The organism is Amycolatopsis deserti, from assembly GCF_014653945.1.
In the GTDB taxonomy this organism is placed as follows: domain Bacteria; phylum Actinomycetota; class Actinomycetes; order Mycobacteriales; family Pseudonocardiaceae; genus Amycolatopsis_E; species Amycolatopsis_E deserti.
In genome coordinates this window covers 156,059-181,058 of record NZ_BNAU01000002.1, presented here as the reverse complement: position 1 = coordinate 181,058, position 25,000 = coordinate 156,059, and the positions used below count along the sequence as shown (strand labels likewise).

Genomic DNA, 25,000 nt, shown 5'->3' with positions numbered 1-25,000 from the left:
AGCCCCGGTCATGCGGCCAGCCCGGGTGCGGGTGTCCCGCAAGATGCAGGAGGCGGACGCATGACAGCGCCTACGCGGGCACGCAGGCAGGCCGGTGCGCAGCCGCGACGGCGTCCGCGCCGTTCGGACGCACCCGCCGAGGAGGGCCTGGGCACACCGGTACCGGCCAAGCGCCGCCGTCCCCAGCAGCAGCCGCGGCAGTCCCAGCGCACCACCGCCGCCGAGCGTGCCTACGCCCGGCGGGCGCAGCGCGCCGAGGGCCTGAAGCGCGCGCCCGAGCCCGAGCGCCAGAAGATCCGGCTCAAGCTGCGGGTGCCGCGCTCGCGGGCCACGTTCGTGATGCTGGTGATGGTGCTGCTCGCCGCCGGGGTGGTGGCGACGCTGCTGCTGTCCACGCAGGCGATCGCCGACTCCTACCGGCTCGAGCAGTTGCGCGACGACAACGCCGCGCTGGCCGAGCGGGTCGAGCAGCTGCAGCAGGACGTCAGCGGCGCGGAGTCGCCGTCGTCGCTGGCCGAGCGGGCCAAGGCGCTGGGCATGGTGCCCGCGAAGGACCCGGCGCACCTGGTGCTGAACCCGGACGGGTCGGTCACCGTGGTCGGCGAGCCGAAGAAGGCCGAGGGTGCCCCGGCCACGCAGACGCAGACGGCGCCGGTGGTGCCGCAGGGCACGCCGGTCGGCGGCCGCCCGATCGAGGGTGACGTGCCGCAGGGCGACAGCCAGGTGACCCAGCCGCCGGACCAGGCGCAGGTGCCGCCGTCCGACGGGCAGACGCAGGCGCCGGGACAGCAGACCACGGGAGGGCAGTGATGGCGCGGCCGGGACGCCGCAGCTACGGCGCCCGGATGCGCCAGGTGGCCGGCCAGCCCAACGCCGCCACCGGCAAGGGGCGCTACGTCGGGGTGCGCGTGGTGCTCGTCGCGGTGCTGGTGCTGGCCGGGCTCAAGCTCGTGCAGGTCCAGGGCTTCCAGGCGGCGGCCCTGTCGGCGAAGGCGGAGAGCCAGCGCAGCACCACGATCCCGATCCCGGCCAAGCGCGGGTCCATTGTGGACCGCAACAACGTCAAGCTGGCCTTCACCGTGGAGACCCGCGCGCTGTCGGTGAACCTGCGCGCGATGCGCAAGGCGTGGGACGAGGTCGCGGCGAAGAACCCGGCGGGGGGCCAGAACTACGAGACGCGCGCGGCGGACGCGGCGAAGTTCATCGCCGCCAAGCTGCCCGGCCGGGTCACCGAGGCCGAGCTGCTCGCCGACTTCCGCAAGACCACGTCGTTCACCTACCTGGTGGACGGGGTCGAACCGTCGATCGCCGAGGAGATCACCACCGCGTTCCCGGAGATCGGCGCCGAGGTGCGGGCCGCCCGCGAGTACCCGGGCGACACGCTGGCCTCCAACGTCGTCGGGCTGGCGAACTGGCGCATGGACGACCCGGATGTGTCCAAGCACAGCCTGCAGGGCCTGGCCGGGCTGGAGTACACGCTCAACGCCGACCTGGCCGGCCAGCCGGGCCGCTACGTCGCCGACACCAAGCAAGGCAACGACAACGTGATCATCCCGGGCACCGAGCGGGACGTGCAGCCCGCCACCCCGGGCAACGACGTCGTGCTCACGCTGGACTCGGACACGCAGTACTTCCTGCAGAACGCGCTGGCCGACTACGTGCGGCAGTCGCACGCCAAGGGCGCCAGCGCGGTCGTGATGGACGCCAAGACCGGCGAGATCTACGCCATCGCCGACGACTCGACGTTCGACCCCTACGACAACAAGACCTACACGCAGTCGCTGATGGACCTGCAGGCGGTGTCCACGCCGTTCGAGCCGGGGTCGGTGAACAAGATCGTGACCGCCACCGCGGCGATCGACCAGGGCCTGGTGACGCCCGAGTCGGTGCTGCAGGTGCCCGGCACGCTGAAGGTCGCCGACCACACGGTGCACGACGCGTGGGTGCACGGCACGCAGAACTACTCGGTCACCGGCATCTTCGCGAAGTCCTCCAACGTCGGCACGCTGCTGCTGGCCCAGCAGCTCGGCCCGGACAAGTACCTGGACTACCTCAAGCGCTTCGGCGTCGGGCAGAGCGCCGGGCTGGGCCTGTCCGGGGAGAGCCGCGGGTTCGTGCCGCCGCGCAACACCTGGACCGGCACCACGTTCGGCAACCTGCCGATCGGGCAGGGCCTGTCGATGACCGTGGTGCAGATGACCGCGATGTACCAGGCGATCGCGAACAACGGCCTGCGGGTGCAGCCGAGCATCGTCAAGGAGGAGATCCGCCCGGACGGCACCGTGGTGCCCAAGGCGGCGCCGCAGACGACGCAGGTGGTCAGCCCGCAGACCGCGACGACGGTGCGGAACATGATGCGGGCGGTCACCCAGACCGGGAAGAACGGCAACAGCGGGACGGCGCCGACCGCGGCGCTGGAGGGCTACCAGATCTCCGGCAAGACCGGCACCGGCCAGCAGGTCAACCCGGCGACCGGCGCGTACAGCGACAGCCTGTACAACATCACCTTCGCCGGGATCCTGCCCGCGGACAACCCGCGGTTCGTGGTGGGCATCCGGCTGGACGCCCCGGACACCACGCTGCCCGCGGGCCACTCGGCGGCGCCGCTGTTCCACGACATCGCGTCGTACCTGACGCAGCGGTTCCAGATCCCGCTGTCCGACGGTGCGGCGCCGTACGTGCCGCTGGTGTTGCCGTAGCGACCGCTGTCCAATCGAGACAAACTCGCTAGGAGTACCGGCCCGCAAGGGGGGAATCCCGGCTCGGTAACCTTCCGTGCTGTGTCGGTGGAAGCGTCTGGAAGCAGCACCATGTCGCAGGAAGCGAAGGGGCGGGTACCGGACAGCCCGGTGAAGGCGGCGGTGGCGCCGCCACGGCCGACCCGCATCGAGCCGGTCCCGCTCACCACGTTGGTCGCGCGCGCGGACGCGCGCCTGGTCGGCGAGCCGCACTGGCCCGGCGACACGGTCGTCACGGGGGCCACCCTGCGGGCTCAGCACGTCCTGCCCGGCGACCTGTTCGCCGCGCTGCCGGGCGCGCGGGCGCACGGGGCCGACTTCGCCGCGGAGGCCATCGCCGCCGGGGCGGCGGCGGTGCTCACCGACGAGGCGGGCGCGGACCGGCCGGCGCTGCGTGAGGCGGGCGTCCCGGTGCTGGTGCACCCGGACCCGCGCGGGGTGCTCGGCTCGATGGCCGCCTGGATCTACGGCGAGCCGTCGCTGGAGCTGGCCGTGCTCGGCATCACCGGCACCTCCGGCAAGACCACCACCACCTACCTGGTCGAGTCGGGCCTGCGCGCCGCCGGGCACGTCACCGGCCTGATCGGCACGATCGAGACCCGCATCGCCGGCGAGCGGCTGGCCAGCGCGTTCACCACGCCCGAGGCGCCCGACCTGCAGGCGCTGCTCGCGGTGATGGTCGAGCAGGGCGTCACGCACGTGCCGATGGAGGTCTCCAGCCACGCGCTCGCGCTGGGCCGGGTCAACGGCACCCGGTTCGCGGTCGGCGCGTTCACCAACCTCTCCCAGGACCACCTGGACTTCCACCGCGACATGGAGGAGTACTTCGCCGCCAAGTCGCTGCTGTTCGACGGCCGTTCCACCACCGAGGTGGTGTGCATCGACACCGCCTGGGGCCAGGCGCTGGTCACGCCGCACACGATCACCGTGACCACCGAGCCGGGCGTGGACGCGAGCTGGACCGCCACCGACTTCGCCACCACGGCTAGCGGGGAGCAGAGCTTCACGCTGCACTCGCCGTCCGGGCGCACCGCGCGGGCCACGCTGCCGCTGCCGGGCACGTTCAACATCGCCAACGCGCTGCTCGCCGCGGCGATCCTGGAGACCTGCGGCCTCACGCTGGAGGAGACCGTCACCGGCCTGGCGCACGTCGAGGTCCCCGGCCGGATGGAGCGGGTGTACCTGGGCCAGGACTTCACCGCGGTCGTCGACTACGCGCACAAGCCGGCCGCGGTCGCCCAGGCGCTGGACGCGCTGCGCGCCCGCACCGAGGGGCGGATCATCACCGTCCTGGGCTGCGGCGGCGACCGGGACACCGCGAAGCGCCCGATGATGGGCGAGGCCGCCGCCAAGCGCAGCGACGTCCTCATCGTCACCGACGACAACCCGCGGTCGGAGGACCCGGCCGCGATCCGCGCCGCGATGCTGACCGGGGCCCGTGCCGCCGGTCCGGACGCCGGTGAGGTGCTGGAGATCGGCGACCGGCGCGAGGCGATCGTCCAGGCGGTCGGGCTGGCCCGCGCCGGGGACGTCGTGCTGATCGCGGGGAAGGGCCACGAGACCGGCCAGGAGGCCGCGGGCGTCGTGCACCCCTTCTCCGACCGCGACGAGCTGGCGGCGGCGATCCGGCACCGGCTCGAAGAGAACCAGGAGACCCGTTGATCCCGCTGACCCTGGAGCAGATCGCCGCCATCACCGGCGGGCGGCTGCACCGCACCGACGGACGTGAGACGGTCACCGGCAGCGTCGAGTTCGACTCGCGCCGCCTCACCCCGGGCGGGCTGTTCGTGGCCCTGCCGGGGGAGAAGGTCGACGGGCACGCCTTCGCCGCCAAGGCGGTGGAGAGCGGCGCCGCCGGGGTGCTGGCCGCCCGCGAGGTGGACGCGCCCGCGGTGATCGTGCCGCCGCTGCCGCCCGGCCAGGCGCACGAGCGCGCGCTCGCGCTGACCGGCGACAAGGACGGTTCCGGCGCCGCGGTGCTGGCCGCGCTGGCGAAGCTGGCCCGGCACGTGGTGATCGAGCTGTCCCGCGGCGGGCTCATCGTGGTCGGGGTGACCGGCTCGTCCGGCAAGACCTCCACCAAGGACCTGATCGCGCAGCTGCTCGAGCCGATGGGCCCGACGGTCGCGCCGCCCGGGTCGTTCAACAACGAGCTGGGCCACCCGTGGACGGCCCTGCGCGCCGACGAGAACACCCGCCACCTGGTGCTGGAGATGTCCGCCCGCGGCCCGGGCCACATCGCGCACCTGGCGGAGATCGCCCCGCCGCGCATCGGCGCCGTGCTCAACGTCGGCAGCGCGCACGTCGGCGAGTTCGGCTCGCGCGAGGGCATCGCCAAGACCAAGGGCGAGCTGGTCGAGGCGCTGCCGTCGGCCGACGAGGGCGGGGTCGCGGTCCTGAACCTGGACGACCCGCTGGTCGCGGCGATGGCGAGCCGGACCACGGCGCGGATCGTCGGCGTCGGCGAGCACCCGGACGCGCAGGTGCGCGCCGAGGACATGACCCTCGACGAGCAGGCCCGCGCCTCCTTCCGGCTGATCACCCCGGCCGGGCAGGCGCCGGTGAAGCTGTCGCTGTACGGCGAGCACCACGTGGGCAACGCCCTGACGGCCGCCGCGATCGCGCTGGAGCTGGGCGCGAGCGTCGAGGAGGTCGCGCAGCGCCTGTCAGCCGCGCAGCGCCGTTCCGCGCGCCGCATGGAGGTCACCACCAGGGCGGACGGCGTCGTGGTGATGAACGACTCCTACAACGCCAACCCGGAGTCGATGCGCGCCGCGCTCAAGACCCTGGCCTCGGCCAGCCGCGGGAAGCGGTCCTGGGCGGTCCTCGGTGTGATGGGCGAACTCGGTGCCGATAGCGTGTCCGCGCACGACGAGATCGGCCGCCTCGCGGTCCGGCTCAACATCAGCAGGCTCGTGGTGGTCGGCGAGGAGGCCGCCGCGATGCACCAGGGCGCCAGCCACGAGGGTTCGTGGGGCGAGGAGTCCGTGCTGGTGCCCGACGCCGACGCCGCGATCGCCCTCCTGCGCGAGCAGCTGGAACCCGGTGACGTCGTGCTGGTGAAGGCTTCGAAGGTCGCCGAGCTCTGGCTCGTCGCTGACGCACTGCTCAAGGAAGGTGTTGCGTGATCAGCATTCTGATCGCGGCCGCGATCGGTCTCCTGGTCTCCATCCTGCTCACGCCCTACCTCATCCGGGTCTTCTCCCGGCAGGGCTTCGGCCAGGAGATCCGCGAGGAGGGCCCGCAGGGCCACAAGTCCAAGCGCGGCACGCCCACGATGGGCGGGGTCGCGATCATCATCGCGATGGTGGTCGGCTACTTCGCCGCGCACCTGATGAACTGGATCGGCTCGGGCAGCTCGGCCGACGACGGCCCGTCCGCCTCCGGCCTGCTGGTGCTGTTCCTCGCGGTGGGCCTGGGCGTGGTCGGGTTCCTCGACGACTTCATCAAGATCCGCAAGCAGCGCAACCTGGGCCTGAACAAGACCGCGAAGCTGGTCGGCCAGCTGGTGGTCGCGGTCGCGTTCGGCATCCTGGCGCTGCAGTTCGCCGACCGCTACGGCCTCACCCCGGCCTCGCGCAACCTCAGCTACGTGCGCGACCTCGCGCTGATCACCTTCCCCGCGGTGATCTTCGTGATCTTCTGCTACGTGGTCATCTCCGGCTGGTCGAACGCGGTGAACTTCACCGACGGCCTGGACGGCCTGGCCGGCGGCACCTCGGCGATGGTGCTCGCGACCTACGTGGTGATCGCGTTCTGGCAGGCCCGCCTGTCCTGCGTGGTGACCCCGCAGGCGGCCTGCTACGACGTGCGTGACCCGCTGGACCTGGCGGTGGTCGCGGCCGCCGCGGCCGGCGCGTGCATCGGGTTCCTGTGGTGGAACGCGGCCCCGGCGAAGATCTTCATGGGCGACACCGGTTCGCTGGCGCTGGGCGGCCTGGTCGCCGGCCTGTCCATCACCACCCGCACCGAGCTGCTCGCCATCGTCATCGGCGGCCTGTTCATGGTCGAGATGATCTCGGTGGTGCTGCAGATCGCAGTGTTCCGCACGACGCGGCGCCGCCTGTTCCGGATGGCCCCGTTCCACCACCACTTCGAGCTGGCCGGCTGGGCCGAAACCACGGTGATCATCCGGTTCTGGCTGCTGGCGGCCATCTGCTGCATGTTCGGCCTCGGCCTCTTCTACTCCGAACAGCTGGGCGCGGGAGGCTAGAGGTGTTCGCCGGACGGAACGTGCTCGTCGCCGGTGCCGGGGTCACCGGGCGCTCGGCGGTGCGGGCCCTGACCGAGCGCGGCGCCCGGGTCACGGTGACCGACGGCAACGCCGAGCGGCTGGCCGAGCTGGACGGCCTGGGCGCCGAGCTGGTGCCCGGCCTGACCGAACCCCCGGCCGGGACCGACCTGGTGGTCACCAGCCCCGGCTGGCGGCCGACCGCGCCGCTGCTGGTCGCCTCGGCCGCCGCCGGCGTCGAGGTGATCGGCGACGTCGAGCTGGCCTGGCGCGCCTCCCGCGACCTGCCGAACCCGGCCACCTGGCTCGCGGTCACCGGCACCAACGGCAAGACCACCACCGTCGGCATGCTGGAGTCGATGCTGCGTGCGGGCGGGGCGCACGCGCTGGCCTGCGGCAACATCGGCCTGCCGGTGCTGGACGCGGTCTTTGAGGGCTACGAGGTGCTGGCCGTGGAGCTGTCCAGCTTCCAGCTGCACTGGTCCTCCACGCTGGCCCCGCACGCCTCGGTGGTGCTCAACCTCGCCGAGGACCACCTGGACTGGCACGGCTCGATGGAGTCCTACGCGGCCGCCAAGGGCACCATCCACGCGCACTCGAACGTCGTCGTGCACAACGCCGACGACCCGTGGTCGGTGCGGCTGGCCGGCGAGTACGCGCCCGCCGGGGCGAAGCGGGTCGGGTTCCGCCTGGACACCCCGCGCCCCGGCGAGCTGGGCCTGGTCGAGGACCTGCTGATCGACCGCGCCTACGGCCCGGACCCGCAGCACTCCGCCGAGGAGCTGATCTCCGCGACGGAGGTGCGCCCGACCGGACCGCACAACCTGGCCAACGCCCTCGCCGCGGCCGCCCTGGCCCGCGCCTACGGCATCGACCCCGGCGGCGTCGCGAAGGGCCTGCGCGAGTTCCAGCCCGGCGCGCACCGCGCGGTCGAGGTGGGCGAGTTCGGCGGGGTCCGCTACGTCAACGACTCCAAGGCCACCAACCCGCACGCCGCCGCCGGGTCGCTGCTCGCGCACTCCAGCGTGGTGTGGATCGCCGGCGGGCAGCTCAAGGGAGCCGCGGTCGACGAGCTGGTCGAGGCGGTCGCCGGACGCCTGCGGGGCGCGGTGCTGATGGGCGCCGACGCCCCGGTGATCGCGGCCGCTCTCGCGCGACACGCGCCGGATGTCCCCGTCCATCGGGTCGCTTCGGGTGACGATGAGGCCATGAACGAGGCGGTCTCGGTGGCCAGTGACCTGGCCCAGCCCGGTGACGTGGTGCTGCTGGCGCCGGCCGGGGCGTCCCTGGACATGTTCCGCAACTACGCCCACCGGGGCGACGCCTTCGCCGACGCGGTCCTGGCCCGTGCGACGGGGTCTGCCGATGACGGTCGTTGAGGAGCCGGACCAGAAGCAGGACCGCGAGCCGCGCAGGCGGGACCGGCAGAGCCCGGCGCGCGCCACGTTCACCGCGCTGACCGCGTGGCTGTCGCGCCCGCTCGCCGACTTCCACCTGGTGCTGGCCCTGACCGGCCTGCTCACCTCGATCGGCATCGTGATGGTGCTGTCGGCCTCCTCGGTCGCCTCGGTCGACCCGGACACCGGCTCCGGCGTGTACTCGCTGTTCAAGAAGCACCTGGTCTTCGTGCTCACCGGCTCGGTGGTGTTCTGGGTGGCGCTGCGGATGCCGCTGAAGCGGACCCGCGCGCTGTCCTCGATGGCCGTGGTGGTGTGCCTGGCGATGCTGGCGCTGGTGCTGACGCCGCTCGGTTCGGCCGGCGGTGGCGCCCAGCGGTGGTTCGCCCTCGGCGGCTTCTCGGTGCAGCCGGTCGAGTTCACCAAGGTCGCGTTCGCGCTGTGGGGCGCGCACGTGCTGGTCACCAAGTACCACGTGCTGCACCAGTGGCGGCACCTGATGGTGCCCGTGGTGCCGGTCGCGCTGCTGATGTTCGCGCTGGTCATGGCGCAGCCGAACCTGTCCGGCACGATCACGCTCGGCGTGGTGCTGATGTCGCTGCTGTGGTTCGCCGGCGCGCCGAAACGGCTGTTCGCGGTGATCCTCGCCGGTGGCGTGGCCGGGGCCGTGGTGCTGGCGCTGACCGCGTCCTACCGCATGTCGCGGGTCATGTCGTTCCTCTCGCCCGGCTCGGACACCAGCGGCGCCGCCTACCAGGCGACGCAGGCCAAGTACGCGCTGGCCGACGGCGGGCTGTTCGGCAAGGGGCTCGGGCAGGGCCCGTCGAAGTGGTCCTACCTGCCCAACGTGCAGAACGACTTCATCTTCGCGGTGATCGGCGAGGAGCTCGGGTTCATCGGCTGCATCGTGGTGATCGGCCTGTTCGTCGGGCTCGCCATCGTGGGCCTGCGCATCGCCATGCGTAACCTGGACCCGTGGATCCGGATCACCTCCGGCACGCTGACGGTGTTCACGGTGTCCCAGGCCGGGATCAACATCGGCTACGTCGTCGGGCTGCTGCCGGTCACCGGTGTGACGCTGCCGCTGATCTCGGCGGGCGGCACGTCGATCTGGGTCACCATGTTCCTGATGGGCCTGCTCGCCAACGCCGCCCGGCACGAGCCGGAGTCGGTCGCGGCGCTGCGGTCGCAGGGACCGGGTAAGTTCGGCCGTCTCCTGCGCCTGCCGGCTCCCGAGGTGTACCGGCCGCCGACGCGGCGGCGGGGCAGCGGCCGTGCGGCACCCCGCGGTGACCGGCCCTCGGCCCGCGGGGCACGATCGGCGCAGGCGCCCGAGCGCCGGCGCGCGGCGCCGGGCAGACGGGGAAGTTCAGTGCGGAGAGGGACGTAGGAGCAAGTGAGCAAGGCGGTTACCGGAGTGGCTCCCACCGTGGTGGTGGCGGGCGGCGGCACGGCCGGACACATCGAACCCGCGCTGGCGCTGGCCGACGCCGTGCGGCGGCTGCGGCCGGACGCCACGGTGGTCGCACTGGGCACGTCCCGGGGGCTGGAGAACAAGCTGGTCCCGGCGCGCGGCTACCCGCTGGAGCTGATCCCGCCGGTGCCGCTGCCGCGCAAACCGACCACCGACCTGCTGCGGCTGCCGCTGAAGATCCGGGACTCGGTCAAGCAGACCCGCGCGATCCTGGACCGGGTCGGCGCGGACGTCGTGGTCGGGTTCGGCGGGTACGTGTCGCTGCCGGCGTACTTCGCCGCGCGCGGCCGGGTGCCGATCGTGGTGCACGAGGCCAACCAGTCGCCGGGTCTGGCGAACCGGGTCGGGGCTCGGTTCGCGAAGCGGGTCGCGGTCGCGGTGCCCGGCACGCCCCTGCCCAGCGCGGAGGTCGTCGGCATCCCGCTGCGGCGCTCGATCACGTCCCTGGACCGCGCGGCGCTGCGCGCGGAGGCCCGCGCGCACTTCGGGCTCGACCCGGACGCGCCGACGCTGCTGGTGTTCGGCGGTTCGCAGGGCGCCCAGTCGATCAACAACGCGGTGTCCGGCGCGGCCAAGGAGCTGGCCGACGCCGGGATCGGCGTGCTGCACGCGCACGGCCCGAAGAACAGCCTGGTGGTGCAGGAGTTCCCGGGCCGCCCGCCGTACGTGCCGGTGCCCTACCTGGAGCGGATGGACCTGGCCTACGCGGCGGCCGACGTGGTGCTGTGCCGGTCGGGCGCGATGACCGCGGCCGAGGTGTCCGCGGTCGGGCTGCCCGCGGTGTTCGTGCCGCTGCCGCACGGCAACGGCGAGCAGGCGATCAACGCCCGGCCCGCGGTCGACGCCGGGGCGGCGCTGATGGTCGCCGACGCGGACCTGAGCCCGGCCAAGGTCGCCGAGCTGGTGATCCCGCTGGTCACCGACCCCGCCCGGGTCGCGAAGATGGGGGCCGCGGCGGTCGGGCTGGGCCACCGCGAGGCCGACGAGGTGCTGGCGCGCATCGTCCTGGAGGTGTGCGGAAAGTGAGCGACGTTCCCGCCGAGCTGGGCCGGGCCCACCTGATCGGGATCGGTGGTGCCGGCATGAGCGGCATCGCGCGGATCCTGCTGGCGCGTGGCGCCCGGGTGTCCGGGTCCGACGCCAAGGACTCCCGCGCGTTCCTGACGCTGCGCGCGCAGGGCGCGCAGATCGGCATCGGGCAGCGCCCGGAGAACCTGGACGCGCTGCCCGGCGGCCCGTCCGCGGTGGTCGTGTCCACCGCGATCAAGGAGAGCAACCCGGAGCTGGTGGCCGCCCGCGAACGCGGCATCCCGGTGCTGCACCGCGCGCAGGCGCTGGCGCTGCTGATGGCCGGGCACCGGGTGGCCTGCATCGCGGGCACGCACGGCAAGACGTCGACCACGTCGATGCTCACGGTGGCGTTGCAGCACTGCCGGCTGGACCCGTCGTTCGCGATCGGCGGTGACCTCAACGAGTCCGGCGCGAACGCGCACCACGGCGAGGGCGGGGTGTTCGTCGCCGAGGCCGACGAGAGCGACGGCTCGTTCCTGAGCTACTCGCCGTCGGTGGCGGTGGTGACCAACGTCGAGCCGGACCACCTCGACCACCACGGCACCGCCGAGGCCTACACCGCGGTGTTCACCCAGTTCACGCGCCGGATCGAGCCGGGCGGGCTGCTGATCGTGTGCGCCGACGACGCGACCGCGAACGCGCTGGGCGACCACGCGGCGGCCGAGGGCGTGCGGGTGCGCCGCTACGGCCGGTCGGTGACCGCCGCCGGGGACGCGCAGGTGCTGGACTACCGGCCCGCCGACGGTGGCGGAGTCATCCGGATCGCGCTGGACGGCGCCGAGACCGAAGTGCGGGTCGCGGTGCCGGGCGAGCACATGGCCTTCAACGCGGTCGCCGCGTTGCTGGCGGGGCTGGAGCTGGGCGCGCCGCTGGACGGGCTGGCCGAGGGGCTGGCCGCGTTCGGCGGGGTGCGGCGGCGGTTCGAGTTCAAGGGCCGCGCCGGCGACGTGCGGGTCTACGACGACTACGCGCACCACCCGACGGAGGTCGCCGCGCAGCTGCGGGCGGTGCGGCACGCGGCGGGCGGCGGCCGGGTGGTCGTGGTGTTCCAGCCGCACCTGTACTCGCGCACGAAGCTGTTCGCCGCGGAGTTCGCCGAGGCGCTCGGGCTGGCCGACGAGGTCGTGCTGCTGGACGTGTACGGCGCTCGCGAGGAGCCGGAGCCGGGGGTCAGCGGGGCGCTGATCGCGGAGAAGATCACCGGGGCGGGGGTGCACTACGAGCCGGCGTTCGACCGGGCCGTGGCGCTGGCCGCCGACCTGGTCAAGCCCGGTGACCTGCTGGTCACCATGGGCGCGGGCGACGTGACGCAGCTGGGGCCGGAGATCCTGGCGGAGCTGGACCGGCGGGCCGGGGGCTAGGTGGCGACGCGAGCGCGGAGCGAGGAGCGCAGCCGGCCGTCCACGCGGCGGTCGTCGTCGGCGGTGCGCAGCCGCCGGGGACGGCGCCCGCTGACGGCCCGGCGGCGCACCGGCACGGGCGTTTCGCGGCGCCGCGCGCTGCGGCGCCGCTGGGTGGCGGTGCTGAGCGTGCTGACGGTGCTCGGCCTCGGGTACGTCGTGCTGTTCACGTCGTTGCTCGGGGTGCGTTCGGTGGAGGTGCACGGCGCGCACAGCGTGCCGGGGGACCAGATCCTGGCCGCGGCGGCGGTGCCCGATCTCAAGCCCATGCTGTTGCTGGACACCGACGAGATCGCCGCCCGCGTCACGGCGATCCCCGGGGTGGCCACTGTGGACGTCTCCCGCTCCTGGCCCTCCACTGTGGACATCACGGTGACGGAGCGGACGCCGATCGGGTTCGTGGCCGGCCGGGACGGCTTCCACCTGGTCGATTCCGGTGGCCTGGACTACAAGACGGTGCAGAACAAGCCCGAGCGCCTACCGGAGCTGCAGGTGGCGGCGGTGTCCCCGGAGGACCCGGTGACGCGGTCGGTGGTCGCGGTGCTCGCGACGGTGCCGGAGCCGCTGAAGGGCCAGGTCGCCGTGGTGCGGGCGAAAACCCCGGGCGGCGTGGAGTTCACGCTGACCACGGGCAAAACGGTCCGCTGGGGCGACGCGGCGAACGCCGAGCGCAAGGCCCGGGTGCTGAGCGTCCTCCTGACGCGCGAGGGTCAGATCTACGACGTGGCGAGCCCGGAACTGCCGACCGTCTCCTGAGGACGGAGACGGCCGGCGGGACCGAACTCAGTCGAGCGCCGCGTCGAGTGTGATCGTCGTGCCCGCCAGCGCCTTCGACACCGGGCAGGTCTGTTCCGCGGTCTTGGCCAGCTCGGCGAACTTCTCCGCGTCCACGCCGGGCACGGTGGCGCGCAACGTGATCGCGATGCCGCTGAGCTCGAAGCCGCCGCCGGCGGCCGGGCCGAGCGTGACCTCGGCGCTGACGTCGATCGACTCGGCGGTCAGGCCCTGCGACTCCAGCACGCCGGAGAGGTTCATCGCCAGGCACGACGAGTGCGCGGCGGCGATCAGCTCCTCCGGGCTGGTCTGACCCTCCGGGTTGCCGGCGCGCGTCGGGAACGACACGTCGAACTGGCCGGCGTTCGACGAGTCGAGCGTGACGTGTCCCTTGCCGTTCTGCAGTCCGCCTTCCCAGTGGGTGGTGGCGTCGCGGGTGGGCATGGTGTTCCCCTTCCGGTTGCGTGAAGATCCTTCCGACCATGAACATAGCGCGCAATTCAATTGTGCGCAACTCATCCACTGTGGAAAGCTGTGTCACGTGATCAGAACGGAACCGCCCTTCGACGGCGGCGAACGCGAGCAGCTGACCGGCTTCCTGGACTTCCTGCGCGAGGCCGTCGTGCTCAAGTGCGCGGGCCTGACCGACGAGCAGGCCCGCCGCAGCCTGGTTCCGAGTGGTCTGACCACGATCGCCGGCCTGGTCGGCCATCTGACCTACGTGGAGCACTACTGGTTCGAAGCGGTGCTCGACGGCCGTCCCAACCGGTGGGCGGAGAAGCTGGACGCCGACCGCGACGCCGACTTCCGCGAGGCGCTCACGGTTCCGCTCGCCGGCCTGGTGGCCGGTTATCGCGCGCAGTGCGAGACCAGCCGCGCGATCGCGGCGAAGCTGGAGCCGGACACGCTGGTGTCCTTCCGGGACGGTGCGATCAACCTCCGCTACGTGCTGATCCACATGGTGGAGGAGACCGGCCGGCACGCCGGGCACCTCGATCTGCTGCGTGAGCTGACCGACGGCCGGACCGGCGAATGACGCGTCCGGCGCGGTGATTTTGCAACGCCACGGCCGACACGCGGCGTGGCTACTGGATTCCGCTTCGCCGGATCCCTACCGTCGGCGGACGGAGCGGGGAGTTGACATAACTCTGAACCTTGAGTTTAGGTTGAGGGTTTTCGCTCCCGGCGAGCGGTACGAGGAATCACGATAGGAAGGCGGACCCGATGACGCCCCCGCACAACTACCTCGCGGTGATCAAGGTCGTCGGCATCGGCGGTGGCGGTGTCAACGCCGTCAACCGCATGATCGAGGTCGGCCTCAAGGGTGTCGAGTTCATCGCGATCAACACGGACGCGCAGGCGCTGCTGATGTCCGACGCGGATGTCAAGCTCGACATCGGCCGCGAGCTGACCCGCGGCCTGGGCGCCGGCGCGAACCCCGAGGTGGGGCACAAGGCCGCCGAGGACCACCGCGAGGAGATCGAGGAGGTGCTCAAGGGCGCCGACATGGTCTTCGTGACCGCGGGTGAGGGCGGCGGCACCGGCACCGGCGGCGCGCCGGTGGTCGCCTCGATCGCGCGCAAGCTCGGCGCGCTCACGATCGGCGTGGTGACCCGGCCGTTCACCTTCGAGGGCAAGCGCCGCGGCAAGCAGGCCGAGGACGGCATCCAGGCGCTGCGCAACGAGTGCGACACCCTCATCGTCATCCCCAACGACCGGCTGCTGCAGCTCGGCGACATCGGCGTCAGCCTGATGGACGCGTTCCGCTCCGCCGACGAGGTCCTGCTCTCCGGTGTCCAGGGCATCACCGACCTGATCACCACACCGGGTCTGATCAACCTGGACTTCGCCGACGTGAAGAGCGTGATGTCCGGCGCGGGCAGCGCGCTGATGGGCATCGGCTCCGCGCGCGGCGAGGGGCGGGCGGTGCAGGCCGCGGAGAAGGCGATCAACTCGCCGCTGCTGGAGGCCTCGATGGAGGGCGCGCACGGCGCGCTGCTGTCCATCGCGGGCGGTTCCGACCTCGGCCTCTTCGAGATCAACGAGGCCGCCTCGCTGGTGCAGGAGGCCGCCCACCCGGAGGCGAACATCATCTTCGGGACGATCATCGACGACTCCCTCGGCGACGAGGTGCGCGTGACGGTGATCGCGGCCGGGTTCGACTCCGGCTCGCCCACCCACAAGAAGCTCGAGCCGCCCGCGGTGGGCACCCGCTCGACGACGGCGTCCGCCGAGGCCGGACAGGTCCGCCAGCCGGCGCCTCCGGCGTCGACGCCGCCGCCGGCCCCGCCCGCCGGCGGCGGCTTCCCGGTCACGCCGCCGCGCACGCCGCCGTCGGGCACCAACTACGGCACGCCGCCGAGCGGGCTCCCGCAGGCCGGTGGCGGCAGCCGCAGCTACCCGGCGCCGCGCACGAGCACCAGCCAGGGCAGCCTGCCCAGCCGGGCGGTCCCGGTGACCGACGACCCCTCCGACGACGACGTGGACGTCCCGCCGTTCATGCGGCGCTGACCCCGGGCCGGGCCTGACGCGCGTCAGGCCCGGTGGTGCTGTTCGAGTTCGTCGATGGCGCGGGACAGCGTCCAGCGCTCGTCCTCGGACAGCTCCCACGGCAGTTCGTCCCGCAGGGCGGCGTCGAGCCGCTCGGCGACCACGATCTCCAGGATGTCGGGCACCCCGGCGCCCATCAGCAGCTCGGCCAGCGGCACCGCCCAGTGCGGGTGCGGGAACCGCGCCGCGTGGCGGCTGGCGCGCGCCTCCTGCCAGATCCGCCGCGTCGCTTCGGGCCCGTCGAAGCGGACGGCGTCCTGCAGCAGCCGGCACCAGCCGAGGTCGGCCATGTCCATGGCCCCGCTGAACTCGCCCCACAGGTCGGCCTCGCCGACCTCGCGGTACAACGCCACCGCCCCGGCCCGGTCGCCCGCCGCATAGCGCGCGTCCGCCTCGTCCAGCTTGGCCTTGAGTCGCCGGCCCGCGGTGGCGCCGTGCTTCGCGACGTATTCGCCGTGCTCGCGGGCGAGGTGGGCGACGTCCGGCACCCGGCAGGTGACGTCCCACAGGTCCTGGACCTCTTCCTCCGGTACGCCGTGCCCGAGCGCTTCCTCGAGCAGGGCGATCGCCCGGTCGTTGTGCTCGTCCATCTCGCCGGGTTCGAGGAACTCGATGTCGTCCAGGTGGCCGTAGGCGCCGGCGAGCGCGAACGCGCCCCGCACCGCGGGGTCCACCTCGTCCAGGCGCTCGTCCACGGCTTCGGCGATGCGGGTCCACTTCTCCTGGCCGGGCGGGGTGAACAGCGCGGCCAGCTCCGGCGGCAGCTTCCCGGAGGTGGCCAGTGCGCGGACGCTCGGGGGTAGCGGTGGCAGATCCATGCCGGCTGAGACCCTCCGAGGACCGCGCCCGGTTCCCAGTAGGCTCAGGGCAAACCAGGCGAGTGGAGGTAATGGGACTTGCGCATCCGTCGGGTGGTCACGACCAGGGCGGGTGGCGTTTCGGCGCCGCCGTACGACACGTTCAACCTCGGCGACCACGTCGGTGACGACCCGGCCGCGGTGGCGGCCAACCGCAAGCGGCTGGGCACCGAGCTGGGCGTCGAGCGGGTGGCCTGGATGGAGCAGGTGCACGGCCGCACGGTCACCGTCGTCGACGGCAGCGAGACCGCGCCCGCCGAGGCCACCGACGCGCTCGTGACGAAAACCCCCGGCCTGCCCGTCGCCGTGCTCGTCGCGGACTGCGTGCCGGTCCTGCTCGGCGACCCGGAGACCGGGGTGGTGGCCGCGGTGCACGCCGGCCGCGTCGGCGCCCGCGTCGGGGTTCTCCCGGCGGCGCTGGAGGCCATGGTCGAAGCGGGCGCCGGAATGGGCCGCATCGAAGTCCTGCTCGGCCCGGCGATCTGCGGCGAATGCTACGAAGTGCCCGCCGAGATGGCGGCCGACGTGGACAAGCACCTGCCGGGCAGCGCGACCCGCACGCGCGCCGGCAAGCCCGGTCTGGACCTCCGGGCCGGCCTGTGGCGCCAGCTCGCCGAGGCCGGGGTCGGCAAGGTCGGCGTCGACCCGCGCTGCACCGCCGAGGACCCCACCCTGTTCAGCTACCGGCGCGACGGCACGACCGGCCGCATCGCCGCGCTGACCTGGGCCGAGCCGGAATGAGCGACGAACAGCGGCGGGACGAGATCGCCAAGGCGCTCGAAGCCGTCGAGGCGCGCGTGACGCAGGCGTGCGCGGCGGCCGGGCGGCCGCGCGCCGAGGTGCGCCTGCTCGCCGTCACCAAGACCTTCCCCGCCACCGACGCGGCCCTGCTCACCGACCTCGGCCAGACCGACCTCGCGGAGAACCGCGACCAGGAGGCCGGCGCCAAGGCCGCCGAGGTGCGCGAGCTGCGGCCGGACGCGCGGCCGCGCTGGCACATGATCGGGCGGCTGCAGCGCAACAAGGCGCGCTCGGTGGTGCGGTGGGCCGACGAGGTCCAGTCGGTCGACTCGGTCCGGCTCGCCGACGCGCTCGCCAAGGCGTTGCGCAACGCGCACGAAGCGGGGGAGCGGTCCGGGCCGCTGGACGTCCTGATCCAGGCCAGCCTCGACGACGATCCGTCACGAGGCGGCTGTCCACTCCCTCGGCTGGGTGAGCTGGCCGATCACATCGCCGGGCTGGACGGGCTGCGGCTGCGCGGCCTGATGGCGGTCGCGCCGCTCGGCGCCGACCCCGCGCCGGCCTTCGCGCGCCTGGCCGGAGCGGCCGACGACCTCCGCCGGAACCACCCGGAGGCGGTCGAGCTGTCCGCCGGGATGAGCAGTGATCTGGAACCCGCCATCGCGCACGGTTCGACATGTGTGCGTGTCGGAACCGCGTTGCTCGGCGCCCGCGGTTTAGCCTCGCCGTAGCGAGATCACCCGGAAGTGAGCGATCGCGTCCGGGTAGTCAGGTGAGGGAGCGGCTAGGGAGAGGCATGAGCGCGCTGCAGAAGCTGAAGGCCTACTTCGGCATGATCCCGGCCGACAGTGACGGTTACGACGGCTACGACTCCTACGAGGCCGCCGACCGGTACGACGAGGACTACCGGCGCGACTACGCCGACGAAGCCTACGACGGCTTCGACGAGGAGCCGCCGCCGCGTGCCCGCCGACGGTACCGCGACGGGTCCGACTACGACGAGGAGGGCCCGCTGCGGGCGCGGCCACGGGCGCCGGAGCCGCCGGTGCACGGCGCGCTGGCGGTCGAGCGGCAGCCGGAGCCGGTGGCGCGGCTGCGGCCGGTGCCGGAGCCGGCCCGGGCGTCCGCGCGGGACGCGCTGGGGCGGATCACCACGCTGCACCCGACGAGCTACGTCGAGGCGCGGGGGATCGGCGAGGCCTACCGCGAGGGCATCCCGGTGATCATCAACCTGACCCAGATGGAGAACGCGGACGCCAAGCGCCTCGTGGACTTCGCGGCCGGGCTGGCGTTCGCCCTGCGCGGCTCGATGGACAAGATCACCAGCAAGGTGTTCCTCCTGTCGCCGCCGGACGTGGAGGTGACCGCGGAGGAGCGCCGCCGGATCGCCGAGGGCGGGCTGTTCCTCCGTAACTGAGTGCGACCGCCAGGTCCGGAAAAATGGCCCGGACCAGTGTGATGACCCAACTACGATTCGTAACAATTTAGGCCGAACGGGTGAAACCGTTGGCTAAATCACAGTTCGATTACGTGACCCGGACAGACCGGGTGTTCCGGGTGCTCCCGGGGTCGCGGTGATGTGGCAGAGTGGTGTTCGTGGATGCGGTCCGGCTAGTCCTCTACTACGTGCTGTTCGTCTTTTGGCTGCTGCTCACAGCGCGTGTCGTGGTGGAGCTCGTGCGAGCCTTCGCACGGGACTGGCGCCCCGCCGGCGGGGTTGCGGTGACGCTGGAGACCATCTACACAGTGACCGATCCTCCGGTCCGCGTGGTGCGGAGGATCATTCCGATGGTGCGCATTGGCGGCGTCGGACTGGACTTGTCGATTATGGTGCTGCTGTTGGTTGTGTTCATACTGATGCAACTGGCGCTTCCTGGGTGACTTCGGGGGAACCCAGGTGTCGGAGCAGGCCATGGAGTGCGTGAGGTGATCTGATGTCGTTGACCCCCGCTGACGTGCATAACGTCGCGTTCAGCAAGCCACCCATCGGCAAGCGGGGCTACAACGAGGACGAGGTGGACGCGTTCCTCGACCTGGTGGAGACCGAGCTCGCGCGGCTCATCGAGGACAACAACGAGCTGCGCCAGCAGGTCGAGCAGCTCGACGCCGAACTCGAAGGCACCCGTGCCGACCTCGAGGCCGCCCGCGCCGGAGCCGGACCGCAGGAGCGCCGCCTGGCGCCCGTGCCGCCGCCCTCGGCCGCCGAGCAGACCCAGGCCCACCCGATGTCGGACGGCGGCGAGCCGAACGTCCAGGCGGCGAAGGTCCTCGGCCTGGCCCAGGAAATGGCCGACCGGCTGACCGCCGAGGCCAAGACCGAGTCCGACGGCATGCTGGCCGAGGCTCGCGCGAAGTCCGAGCAGCTGCTCTCCGACGCCCGCACCAAGGCCGACTCGATGGTCAACGAGGCGCGCACGCGAGCGGAGAACATGCTCAACGACGCCCGCACCCGGGCCGAGACGCTGGAGCGGCAGGCGCGCGACAAGGCGACCACCATGGAGCGCGAGGCGCAGCGCAAGTACACCGAGACCATGAACACGCTGAACAGCGAGAAGACCGCGCTGGGCAAGAAGATCGAGGAACTGCGCACCATCGAGCGCGAGTACCGCACGCGGCTGCGCGGGTTCCTGGAGTCCCAGCTGCGCGAGCTCGACGATCGTGGTTCCGCCGCGCCCGCCTCGGCGTCCTCCAACTCGGGACAGGCGAGCGCGGGATCGGGCAGCGGACAGGGCTACTCGTTCGGTCCCCGCGCCGAGGCCGGCTGAGCCGAGGCCGGCTGGGCTTCGGCCGGCTGGGCTTCCCGGTGACGGTTCCGGCACTCCGCGTGGGAGGGTCGGAACCGTTCCGGGCGTGGTCCGTGTTGTAATTCACCGTGCTCTTCATCGTTCTGATCCTGGTTCTGGCCGCGCTGGGGCTGCTGATCGCGGCTCTGGTCACGGCGAACTCGCTGTGGGCGTGGATCTCGATCGGCCTGTCGGTCGCCGCCGGGCTGCTGCTGGTGGCCGACTTCGTGCGGCGCCGGGTGGCCCGTCGGCGCGCGGCCGCCGAGCCGGTGGCGGAGCCCGCTGCCGCGGCGGCCGACGACGAGGAGGCGGCCGCGGAGGTGGCCGAGGCGGCGGAGAAGCCGGCCGTGGAGCCGTCGGACGCGGTCGCCGAGGTGGAAGACGCGCCGGTGGACCAGACCGCGCTGCTGCCGACCGCCGGTGAGCTGGTCGGCACCGCCGAGGAGGGCGAGCCGGGCGAGGAGCCCACGGACCCGGCCGATGCGAAGATCGTGGACGAGCTGGACGTCGAGGTCGTGGTCGTGGACGAGCACCCGCGCTACCACCTGACGGACTGCGGCTGGCTCGCCGACCGCGACACGATCCCGATCTCCGTGAAGGAGGCGCGGGACCTCGGGTTCACGCCGTGCGCCCGCTGCACCCCCGATGCGCACCTGGCGGAAGCCCACCGCGCGAAGGCCTGACGCACCTCCGGCCGATCAACCTCCGTTGAGCCGCGCCGGTCAGCTGGCGATGCGCACACCCAGCCGTGCAGCGAGGGCGTCGGTGAGCCGGAGTGCCCGGGGCCGGTGCCGGGTTAGCCAGCTCTGTTCCAGGAGCCGCGCCGCGAGCGCCGCGCGACCCATCTCCGTGCCAGGCGGCCCCGTCAGCCGGCGACGCGCACGCCGAGTCGTCGGGCGAGGGCGTCCGCGCCGGTGTGGGTGAGCCGGAGCGCCCGGTGCCCGGGCCGGTGCCGCGTTACCCAGCCCTGCGCCAGGAACCGCGCCGCGAGGGCCGCGCCGAGTGCGCCCGCCAGGTGGTGCCGCTGCTCGGACCAGTCCACGCAGAACTTCAGCAACGGCCGCCGCCCGCGGGCGTCGTCGACGGCGTGCACGTCCAGGCCGAGCGACGCCAGCACCTCCGGTGCCTCAGGGCCCAGGGCGTAGGGGTGGTCGGCCACGGGCTTGGACAGTGGGTCCCCCGGGCGGCGGAGCGTGCCGGGGACGCCGTCCGTCGTGACCAGCGCCCCGCGCTCGACCAGCGCCGCCGTGACCGCGACGCCCAGCCGCCCGGCGAGGTGGTCGTAACAGGTCCGGGCGAACCGCAGCGCCTGCGCCCGCGTGCCCGACCGCAGCGAGGTGACCGGCCGGGCGGGGGAGAAGCGGGCGAGCGTTTCGAGGATCTCCACGGCGTCCGGCCGCAGCCGGTAGAAGCGGTGCCGGCCGGACCGCTCCGCCTCGACGAGCCCGGCGTCCCGCAGCTTGGCCAGATGCGCGCTGACCCCGGGCGCGGACAACCCGGCCTCGGCAGCGAGCACGGACGCCGCGAGCGCCCGTCCGTCGGCCAGGGCCGTGAGCACCCGAACCCGGGCCGGATCCGCGAAGAGCGCCGCGGTCCGCGCGATGTCGACGTCGCCTCCACTCATGCCCCCAGGGTGCACCGGGAACACTTCCACCGTCACCGAAGTACTCCAAGGTCCACTATGGATACCCTTGCAGACCGCCCCGAGGAGATTCAGACTGGGGCGAGCGGGACAGGCTTGGAAACGGAAACGACCGCGCATTACGGGCAAAACCCCTTCTCCGAAGCCCGTTTCGTCCCCATCTCAAGAGTTTTTCCTTGTGGCACAAACCCGTGTGAGAACCTACCGGGACGATCCGATGGCACCCCTTGGTCTCAAGCAAGCGGTCAGGCGTTCGCTGCGCAACCGCGACGATCACGCCGCCGCTCAGTACGCCGACCCCGACCTGGTCCGCGGCTACGCCGCGGCCTACGAGTCGGGGCGTTCCACCCGCTACTTCCAGTCGCGGCTGCACGTCGTCGACGCCGCGCTGCGGCCGGTTTCCGGCGCGCTCCTCGACGTCGGCTGCGGGCCGGGCATGCTGGTGCGCCACCTGCTCGACACGAGACCGGGCGACTTCCGCATCACCGCGTGCGACCGGTCGGCCGCGATGATCGACGCCGTCACCGACCGCGTCGAGCCCGGCGACGTCACGGTGTCGGTGGCCCGCATCGAAGACATGCCGTTCCCGGACGCCGGTTTCGACGTCGTCGTGGCGATGGGCGTGCTCGAATACGCCCGTGCCCGCGAGGGCGTGCGGGAACTGGCCAGGGTGCTCCGGCCGGGCGGCCTGGCCGTGGTGAGCATGCTCAACCCGCTCAGCCCCTACCGGCTCGTCGAATGGTGCCTGTACTGGCCGTTCCTCCGCCTGCTGGCGCAGGCCGAGCGCCTGGCCGGTGTCCCGCCGGGGAAGCGGCACACCGTGCCCCGGAGCGGGATCCGCGCGCTTCCGGCGCCGTGGCTGCGCCGGATGCTCCGCGACGCCGGGTTCGAGCCCGTCGACCTGGTGTACTACGACGTGACACCGTTCGTGCCACCGCTGGACAAGGCCGTCCGGCGGTGGAGGCAGGGGTGGCGCGACCACCTCGACAAAACGGTCAGCCGCGGGCCCGGCCGCTGGCTGGGCACCGGCTACCTCATCACCGCCCGCCGAGCCGGGCGCGTGCTCGCGGTGGCGGCTAGCGGAGCTTCGTCACCGGCCGCACCGCCAGCCTGATCGGCCGTGCCTGGCGGGGCAGCGTCACGAGCAGCCGCACCGCGGCGGCGACTTGGGCGGGCTCATCGGCCGGCGGGGCCCCCTCCGCGTCGTCCCATCCCGGGTCGAGCACGGCCACCCGGACTCCGTGACGCACTTCTTCCTCGCGCAGCGTGTCGGTCAGCACAGCGAGCGCGGCCTTGCTCGCGGCGTAGGCGCCCCGGTCGGCGGGTGAATCGGCGACACCGGGCGAGTTCACGACGATGACGAGCCCGCCCGCGGCGCGGAGGGCGGGCAGCAGGAGCGACGTGAACCGCGCCACGGCGAACACGTTGGCCTCGAAGAGGTCCTGCCAGGTCGCGACCGGCGTCTCGGCGAGCGGTCCGGCCGCGTACTCGTCGGCGCAGTGCACCAGGACGTCGACGCGCGGCGGCGGCGGGCCGGTGTCCGGCCACCAGACGTCGTGGCTGTCGGCCAGCGCCCGGACGATCGCCGCGGTGAGCGGTCCGGGCCGGCCGGCGACGACGGCGACGTGAGCGGAGTCCAACGCTGCCACCTCCCTGGACCCAGGAGCGGAAGACGCAGGATTCCCGCGCCGGGCAACGGGAAAACCGCCGGACAGTGAGTACCGGAGGCCCGCCCGGGTTGGTGTGCCGCTGACATTTCCACCCACCTGGAAGCGAATCCGCGGTTTCCTGGGACCATGCCCGACAAGCGCTCCACCGTCCTGCTCACCCAGTGTGCCGGCATGTTCCTGGTGCAGCTCGACGTCACCGTGGTCAACGTCGCGCTGCCGAGCATCGGCGCGGGGTTCCACGCCGGTGTTCCGGTGCTGCAGTGGATCGTCGACGGCTACACCGTCGTGCTCGCCGCGCTGCTGCTGTCCGGCGGGGCGCTCGGCGACGCGATCGGCCACCGCCGGGTCGTGCTCGCCGGGCTGGGGATCTTCGGCCTCGCCTCCGCCGGGTGCGCCCTGGCGCCGGACGGCGCGACCCTGATCGCCGCCCGCGTGGCCCAAGGCGCCGGGGCCGCGCTGCTGCTGCCCGGCACGCTGGCGTTGATCACCCGCACCTTCCCCGGGCGCCGTGAACAGGCCCGCGCGCTCGGCGTCTGGGCGGGGGTCTCCGCCCTGGCACTGGCCACCGGCCCGCTGCTGGGCGGGCTGCTGGTCACGGCCGCCGGCTGGCGGTCGCTGTTCTGGATCAACGTGCCGCTGACCGCGCTGGCCGCCGCCGGCACCCTGCTCGTCCCCGCCGACCCGCCGGCCACCGGCCGCGTGGACGTCAAGGGCACCCTCACCGGCGCCACCGCCCTCGCCGCCCTGGTCTACGCGGTCATCCAGTCCAGCGTCCCGGCCGCCGTCCTCGGCGTCGCCGCGACCGTGGCGTTCCTGGCCGTCGAACGCACCAGCCCGGCACCGATGCTGCCGCTGGCCCTGCTGCGCTCGCGCACCTTCGCCGCGGCCAACGTCGTCGCCGGCGCGATGAACTTCGCCGGCCTCGGCACGATCCTGCTCGCCACCCTCTACCTGCAGGGCGTCCACCGCGCGAGCCCGCTGACCGCGGCGCTGGCGATGCTGCCCGGGTTCCTGCCGCTGTCGCTGCTCGCCCCGGTCACCGGGCGGCTCACGGCGCGGTTCGGCCCGCGGCCGGTCATGATCGCCGGGCTGCTCACCGGCGCGACCGGCCTGCTCGGCCTGCTGCGGGTCACCGAACACAGCACGGTCGCCGGTTCGTTCCTGCCCGCGTTCGCCCTGTTCGGCGTGGGACTGGGCCTGCTGACCGCGGCGGTCGTCGCCGCGGCGGTCGGCGGCGTCCCGGCCGGCCGGGCGGGCACCGCCAGCGGCGTCAACAACACCGCGCGGCAGGCGTGCGGCGCGCTCGGCATCGCCACGTTCGGCGCCATCGCCGGCAGCCCCGCCCGGCCCGCGGCGTTCGTGCACGGGCTGCACACCGCCGGAGTGCTGGGCGCCGGGATGTGGCTGGCCGCGGCCGTCCTCACCGCCGTCGCCATCGGCCGACCCTGACCGGAACCGGGTTGCGGGAGGCGGCTAACCTGGAGGGACACAGGCGTTGATCCGGCCATCACCGGGGAGCCTCCGGAAGAACGGGACCCACGTGGTCCTCAGTAGAACCGGACGGGTACGGCCCGTCACAGCCGTCAACGAAGGGGCTCGCTCGGTGAGCGGGCAAACGGGGTGGTACCGCGGAAGCGCGCTCAGGTGGCGCATTTTCGTCCCCGTGCTGGAT

Annotated in this window: 24 protein-coding genes; 20 read left to right on the top strand and 4 right to left on the bottom strand. The window is 73.0% G+C overall.

Annotated features, from left to right (window positions below):
• Positions 1–60 precede the first annotated feature (60 nt).
• The 10 genes from ftsL to IE290_RS09285 all read left to right on the top strand — a co-directional run bounded on the left by ftsL (position 61) and on the right by IE290_RS09285 (position 13,067).
• Positions 61–810, top strand: coding sequence for a cell division protein FtsL (ftsL, locus tag IE290_RS09330; RefSeq protein WP_191244154.1), 750 nt, complete (start codon positions 61–63; stop codon positions 808–810).
• Positions 810–2,699: a peptidoglycan D,D-transpeptidase FtsI family protein gene (locus IE290_RS09325; RefSeq protein ID WP_191244153.1), complete on the top strand. Its 1,890-nt coding sequence runs from the start codon at positions 810–812 to the stop codon at positions 2,697–2,699. Before ftsL ends, IE290_RS09325 begins: the two co-directional genes overlap by 1 nt.
• Positions 2,700–2,810: 111 nt before the next feature.
• Positions 2,811–4,400 carry a UDP-N-acetylmuramoyl-L-alanyl-D-glutamate--2,6-diaminopimelate ligase gene (locus IE290_RS09320; protein WP_191244152.1) on the top strand — a complete coding sequence of 530 codons (1,590 nt, stop codon included), beginning with the start codon at positions 2,811–2,813 and terminating at the stop codon, positions 4,398–4,400.
• Complete coding sequence (locus IE290_RS09315) at positions 4,397–5,866, top strand: UDP-N-acetylmuramoyl-tripeptide--D-alanyl-D-alanine ligase (protein WP_191244151.1); 1,470 nt, start codon at positions 4,397–4,399, stop codon at positions 5,864–5,866. Before IE290_RS09320 ends, IE290_RS09315 begins: the two co-directional genes overlap by 4 nt.
• Positions 5,863–6,951, top strand: a complete 1,089-nt coding sequence (gene mraY, locus IE290_RS09310; protein WP_191244150.1) for a phospho-N-acetylmuramoyl-pentapeptide-transferase — start codon at positions 5,863–5,865, stop codon at positions 6,949–6,951. The genes IE290_RS09315 and mraY overlap by 4 nt, the downstream gene beginning before the upstream one ends.
• Positions 6,952–6,953: 2 nt before the next feature.
• Positions 6,954–8,348, top strand: a complete 1,395-nt coding sequence (gene murD, locus IE290_RS09305; RefSeq protein ID WP_191244149.1) for a UDP-N-acetylmuramoyl-L-alanine--D-glutamate ligase — start codon at positions 6,954–6,956, stop codon at positions 8,346–8,348.
• Entirely contained in the window at positions 8,335–9,756 is a 1,422-nt protein-coding gene (gene ftsW, locus IE290_RS09300; RefSeq protein WP_191244148.1) for a putative lipid II flippase FtsW, read from the top strand. Before murD ends, ftsW begins: the two co-directional genes overlap by 14 nt.
• Before the next feature lie 6 nt (positions 9,757–9,762).
• Positions 9,763–10,866 carry an undecaprenyldiphospho-muramoylpentapeptide beta-N-acetylglucosaminyltransferase gene (gene murG, locus IE290_RS09295; protein ID WP_191244147.1) on the top strand — a complete coding sequence of 368 codons (1,104 nt, stop codon included), beginning with the start codon at positions 9,763–9,765 and terminating at the stop codon, positions 10,864–10,866.
• Entirely contained in the window at positions 10,863–12,272 is a 1,410-nt protein-coding gene (gene murC / locus IE290_RS09290; RefSeq protein ID WP_191244146.1) for a UDP-N-acetylmuramate--L-alanine ligase, read from the top strand. The genes murG and murC overlap by 4 nt, the downstream gene beginning before the upstream one ends.
• On the top strand, positions 12,273–13,067 hold the full coding sequence (locus IE290_RS09285) for a cell division protein FtsQ/DivIB (RefSeq protein ID WP_191244145.1): 795 nt from the start codon (positions 12,273–12,275) through the stop codon (positions 13,065–13,067).
• Positions 13,068–13,094: 27 nt separating this feature from the next.
• On the opposite strand, the gene IE290_RS09280 is transcribed toward IE290_RS09285, so the two are convergent.
• On the bottom strand, positions 13,095–13,529 hold the full coding sequence (locus IE290_RS09280; RefSeq protein WP_191244144.1) for an OsmC family peroxiredoxin: 435 nt from the start codon (positions 13,527–13,529) through the stop codon (positions 13,095–13,097).
• A gap of 97 nt (positions 13,530–13,626) precedes the next feature.
• On the opposite strand from IE290_RS09280, the gene IE290_RS09275 reads away from it, so the two are divergent.
• Both IE290_RS09275 and ftsZ read left to right on the top strand, forming a co-directional pair.
• A complete protein-coding gene (locus IE290_RS09275) occupies positions 13,627–14,121 on the top strand; it encodes a DinB family protein (RefSeq protein ID WP_229874352.1) in 495 nt (164 codons plus the stop codon).
• A gap of 188 nt (positions 14,122–14,309) precedes the next feature.
• Entirely contained in the window at positions 14,310–15,596 is a 1,287-nt protein-coding gene (ftsZ, locus tag IE290_RS09270; RefSeq protein ID WP_191244143.1) for a cell division protein FtsZ, read from the top strand.
• Positions 15,597–15,619: 23 nt separating this feature from the next.
• On the opposite strand, the gene IE290_RS09265 is transcribed toward ftsZ, so the two are convergent.
• Entirely contained in the window at positions 15,620–16,453 is an 834-nt protein-coding gene (locus tag IE290_RS09265) for a hypothetical protein (RefSeq protein WP_191244142.1), read from the bottom strand.
• 78 nt (positions 16,454–16,531) lie between these two features.
• Between IE290_RS09265 and pgeF the strand changes: the two genes are divergently transcribed.
• The 6 genes from pgeF to IE290_RS09235 all read left to right on the top strand — a co-directional run bounded on the left by pgeF (position 16,532) and on the right by IE290_RS09235 (position 20,699).
• Positions 16,532–17,233, top strand: a complete 702-nt coding sequence (gene pgeF / locus IE290_RS09260) for a peptidoglycan editing factor PgeF (protein WP_191244141.1) — start codon at positions 16,532–16,534, stop codon at positions 17,231–17,233.
• Positions 17,230–17,964, top strand: a complete 735-nt coding sequence (locus tag IE290_RS09255) for a YggS family pyridoxal phosphate-dependent enzyme (protein WP_191244140.1) — start codon at positions 17,230–17,232, stop codon at positions 17,962–17,964. Before pgeF ends, IE290_RS09255 begins: the two co-directional genes overlap by 4 nt.
• Positions 17,965–18,029: 65 nt before the next feature.
• Positions 18,030–18,650, top strand: coding sequence for a cell division protein SepF (locus tag IE290_RS09250; protein WP_191244139.1), 621 nt, complete (start codon positions 18,030–18,032; stop codon positions 18,648–18,650).
• A gap of 179 nt (positions 18,651–18,829) precedes the next feature.
• Entirely contained in the window at positions 18,830–19,114 is a 285-nt protein-coding gene (locus IE290_RS09245) for a YggT family protein (RefSeq protein ID WP_026153057.1), read from the top strand.
• Positions 19,115–19,167: 53 nt separating this feature from the next.
• A complete protein-coding gene (gene wag31, locus IE290_RS09240) occupies positions 19,168–19,998 on the top strand; it encodes a DivIVA-like cell division protein Wag31 (protein WP_191244138.1) in 831 nt (276 codons plus the stop codon).
• A 107-nt stretch (positions 19,999–20,105) separates the two neighbouring features.
• Positions 20,106–20,699 (top strand): hypothetical protein, encoded by a 594-nt coding sequence (locus tag IE290_RS09235; protein WP_191244137.1) that lies wholly within the window; start codon positions 20,106–20,108, stop codon positions 20,697–20,699.
• Between the two features lie 182 nt (positions 20,700–20,881).
• On the opposite strand, the gene IE290_RS09230 is transcribed toward IE290_RS09235, so the two are convergent.
• Entirely contained in the window at positions 20,882–21,640 is a 759-nt protein-coding gene (locus IE290_RS09230) for an ArsR/SmtB family transcription factor (RefSeq protein WP_191244136.1), read from the bottom strand.
• A gap of 235 nt (positions 21,641–21,875) precedes the next feature.
• Between IE290_RS09230 and IE290_RS09225 the strand changes: the two genes are divergently transcribed.
• Complete coding sequence (locus IE290_RS09225) at positions 21,876–22,772, top strand: class I SAM-dependent methyltransferase (protein ID WP_191244135.1); 897 nt, start codon at positions 21,876–21,878, stop codon at positions 22,770–22,772.
• Here the strand turns inward: IE290_RS09225 and IE290_RS09220 are convergent.
• A complete protein-coding gene (locus IE290_RS09220; RefSeq protein ID WP_191244134.1) occupies positions 22,735–23,298 on the bottom strand; it encodes an SDR family NAD(P)-dependent oxidoreductase in 564 nt (187 codons plus the stop codon). The two genes, IE290_RS09225 and IE290_RS09220, sit on opposite strands and share 38 nt — an antisense overlap.
• A gap of 156 nt (positions 23,299–23,454) precedes the next feature.
• Between IE290_RS09220 and IE290_RS09215 the strand changes: the two genes are divergently transcribed.
• On the top strand, positions 23,455–24,777 hold the full coding sequence (locus IE290_RS09215; protein ID WP_191244133.1) for an MFS transporter: 1,323 nt from the start codon (positions 23,455–23,457) through the stop codon (positions 24,775–24,777).
• Positions 24,778–25,000: the final 223 nt, after the last annotated feature.

Coding starts and splice junctions, on each gene's coding strand:
- IE290_RS09255 (WP_191244140.1), top strand. CDS start 17,230: ATGAGCGACGAACAGCGGCGGGACGAGATCGCCAAGGCGCTCGAAGCC.
- IE290_RS09320 (WP_191244152.1), top strand. CDS start 2,811: ATGTCGCAGGAAGCGAAGGGGCGGGTACCGGACAGCCCGGTGAAGGCG.
- ftsW (WP_191244148.1), top strand. CDS start 8,335: ATGACGGTCGTTGAGGAGCCGGACCAGAAGCAGGACCGCGAGCCGCGC.
- IE290_RS09215 (WP_191244133.1), top strand. CDS start 23,455: ATGCCCGACAAGCGCTCCACCGTCCTGCTCACCCAGTGTGCCGGCATG.
- IE290_RS09325 (WP_191244153.1), top strand. CDS start 810: ATGGCGCGGCCGGGACGCCGCAGCTACGGCGCCCGGATGCGCCAGGTG.
- IE290_RS09250 (WP_191244139.1), top strand. CDS start 18,030: ATGAGCGCGCTGCAGAAGCTGAAGGCCTACTTCGGCATGATCCCGGCC.
- IE290_RS09265 (WP_191244142.1), bottom strand. CDS start 16,453: ATGGATCTGCCACCGCTACCCCCGAGCGTCCGCGCACTGGCCACCTCC.
- ftsL (WP_191244154.1), top strand. CDS start 61: ATGACAGCGCCTACGCGGGCACGCAGGCAGGCCGGTGCGCAGCCGCGA.
- wag31 (WP_191244138.1), top strand. CDS start 19,168: ATGTCGTTGACCCCCGCTGACGTGCATAACGTCGCGTTCAGCAAGCCA.
- ftsZ (WP_191244143.1), top strand. CDS start 14,310: ATGACGCCCCCGCACAACTACCTCGCGGTGATCAAGGTCGTCGGCATC.
- IE290_RS09225 (WP_191244135.1), top strand. CDS start 21,876: ATGGCACCCCTTGGTCTCAAGCAAGCGGTCAGGCGTTCGCTGCGCAAC.
- IE290_RS09280 (WP_191244144.1), bottom strand. CDS start 13,529: ATGCCCACCCGCGACGCCACCACCCACTGGGAAGGCGGACTGCAGAAC.
- IE290_RS09230 (WP_191244136.1), bottom strand. CDS start 21,640: ATGAGTGGAGGCGACGTCGACATCGCGCGGACCGCGGCGCTCTTCGCG.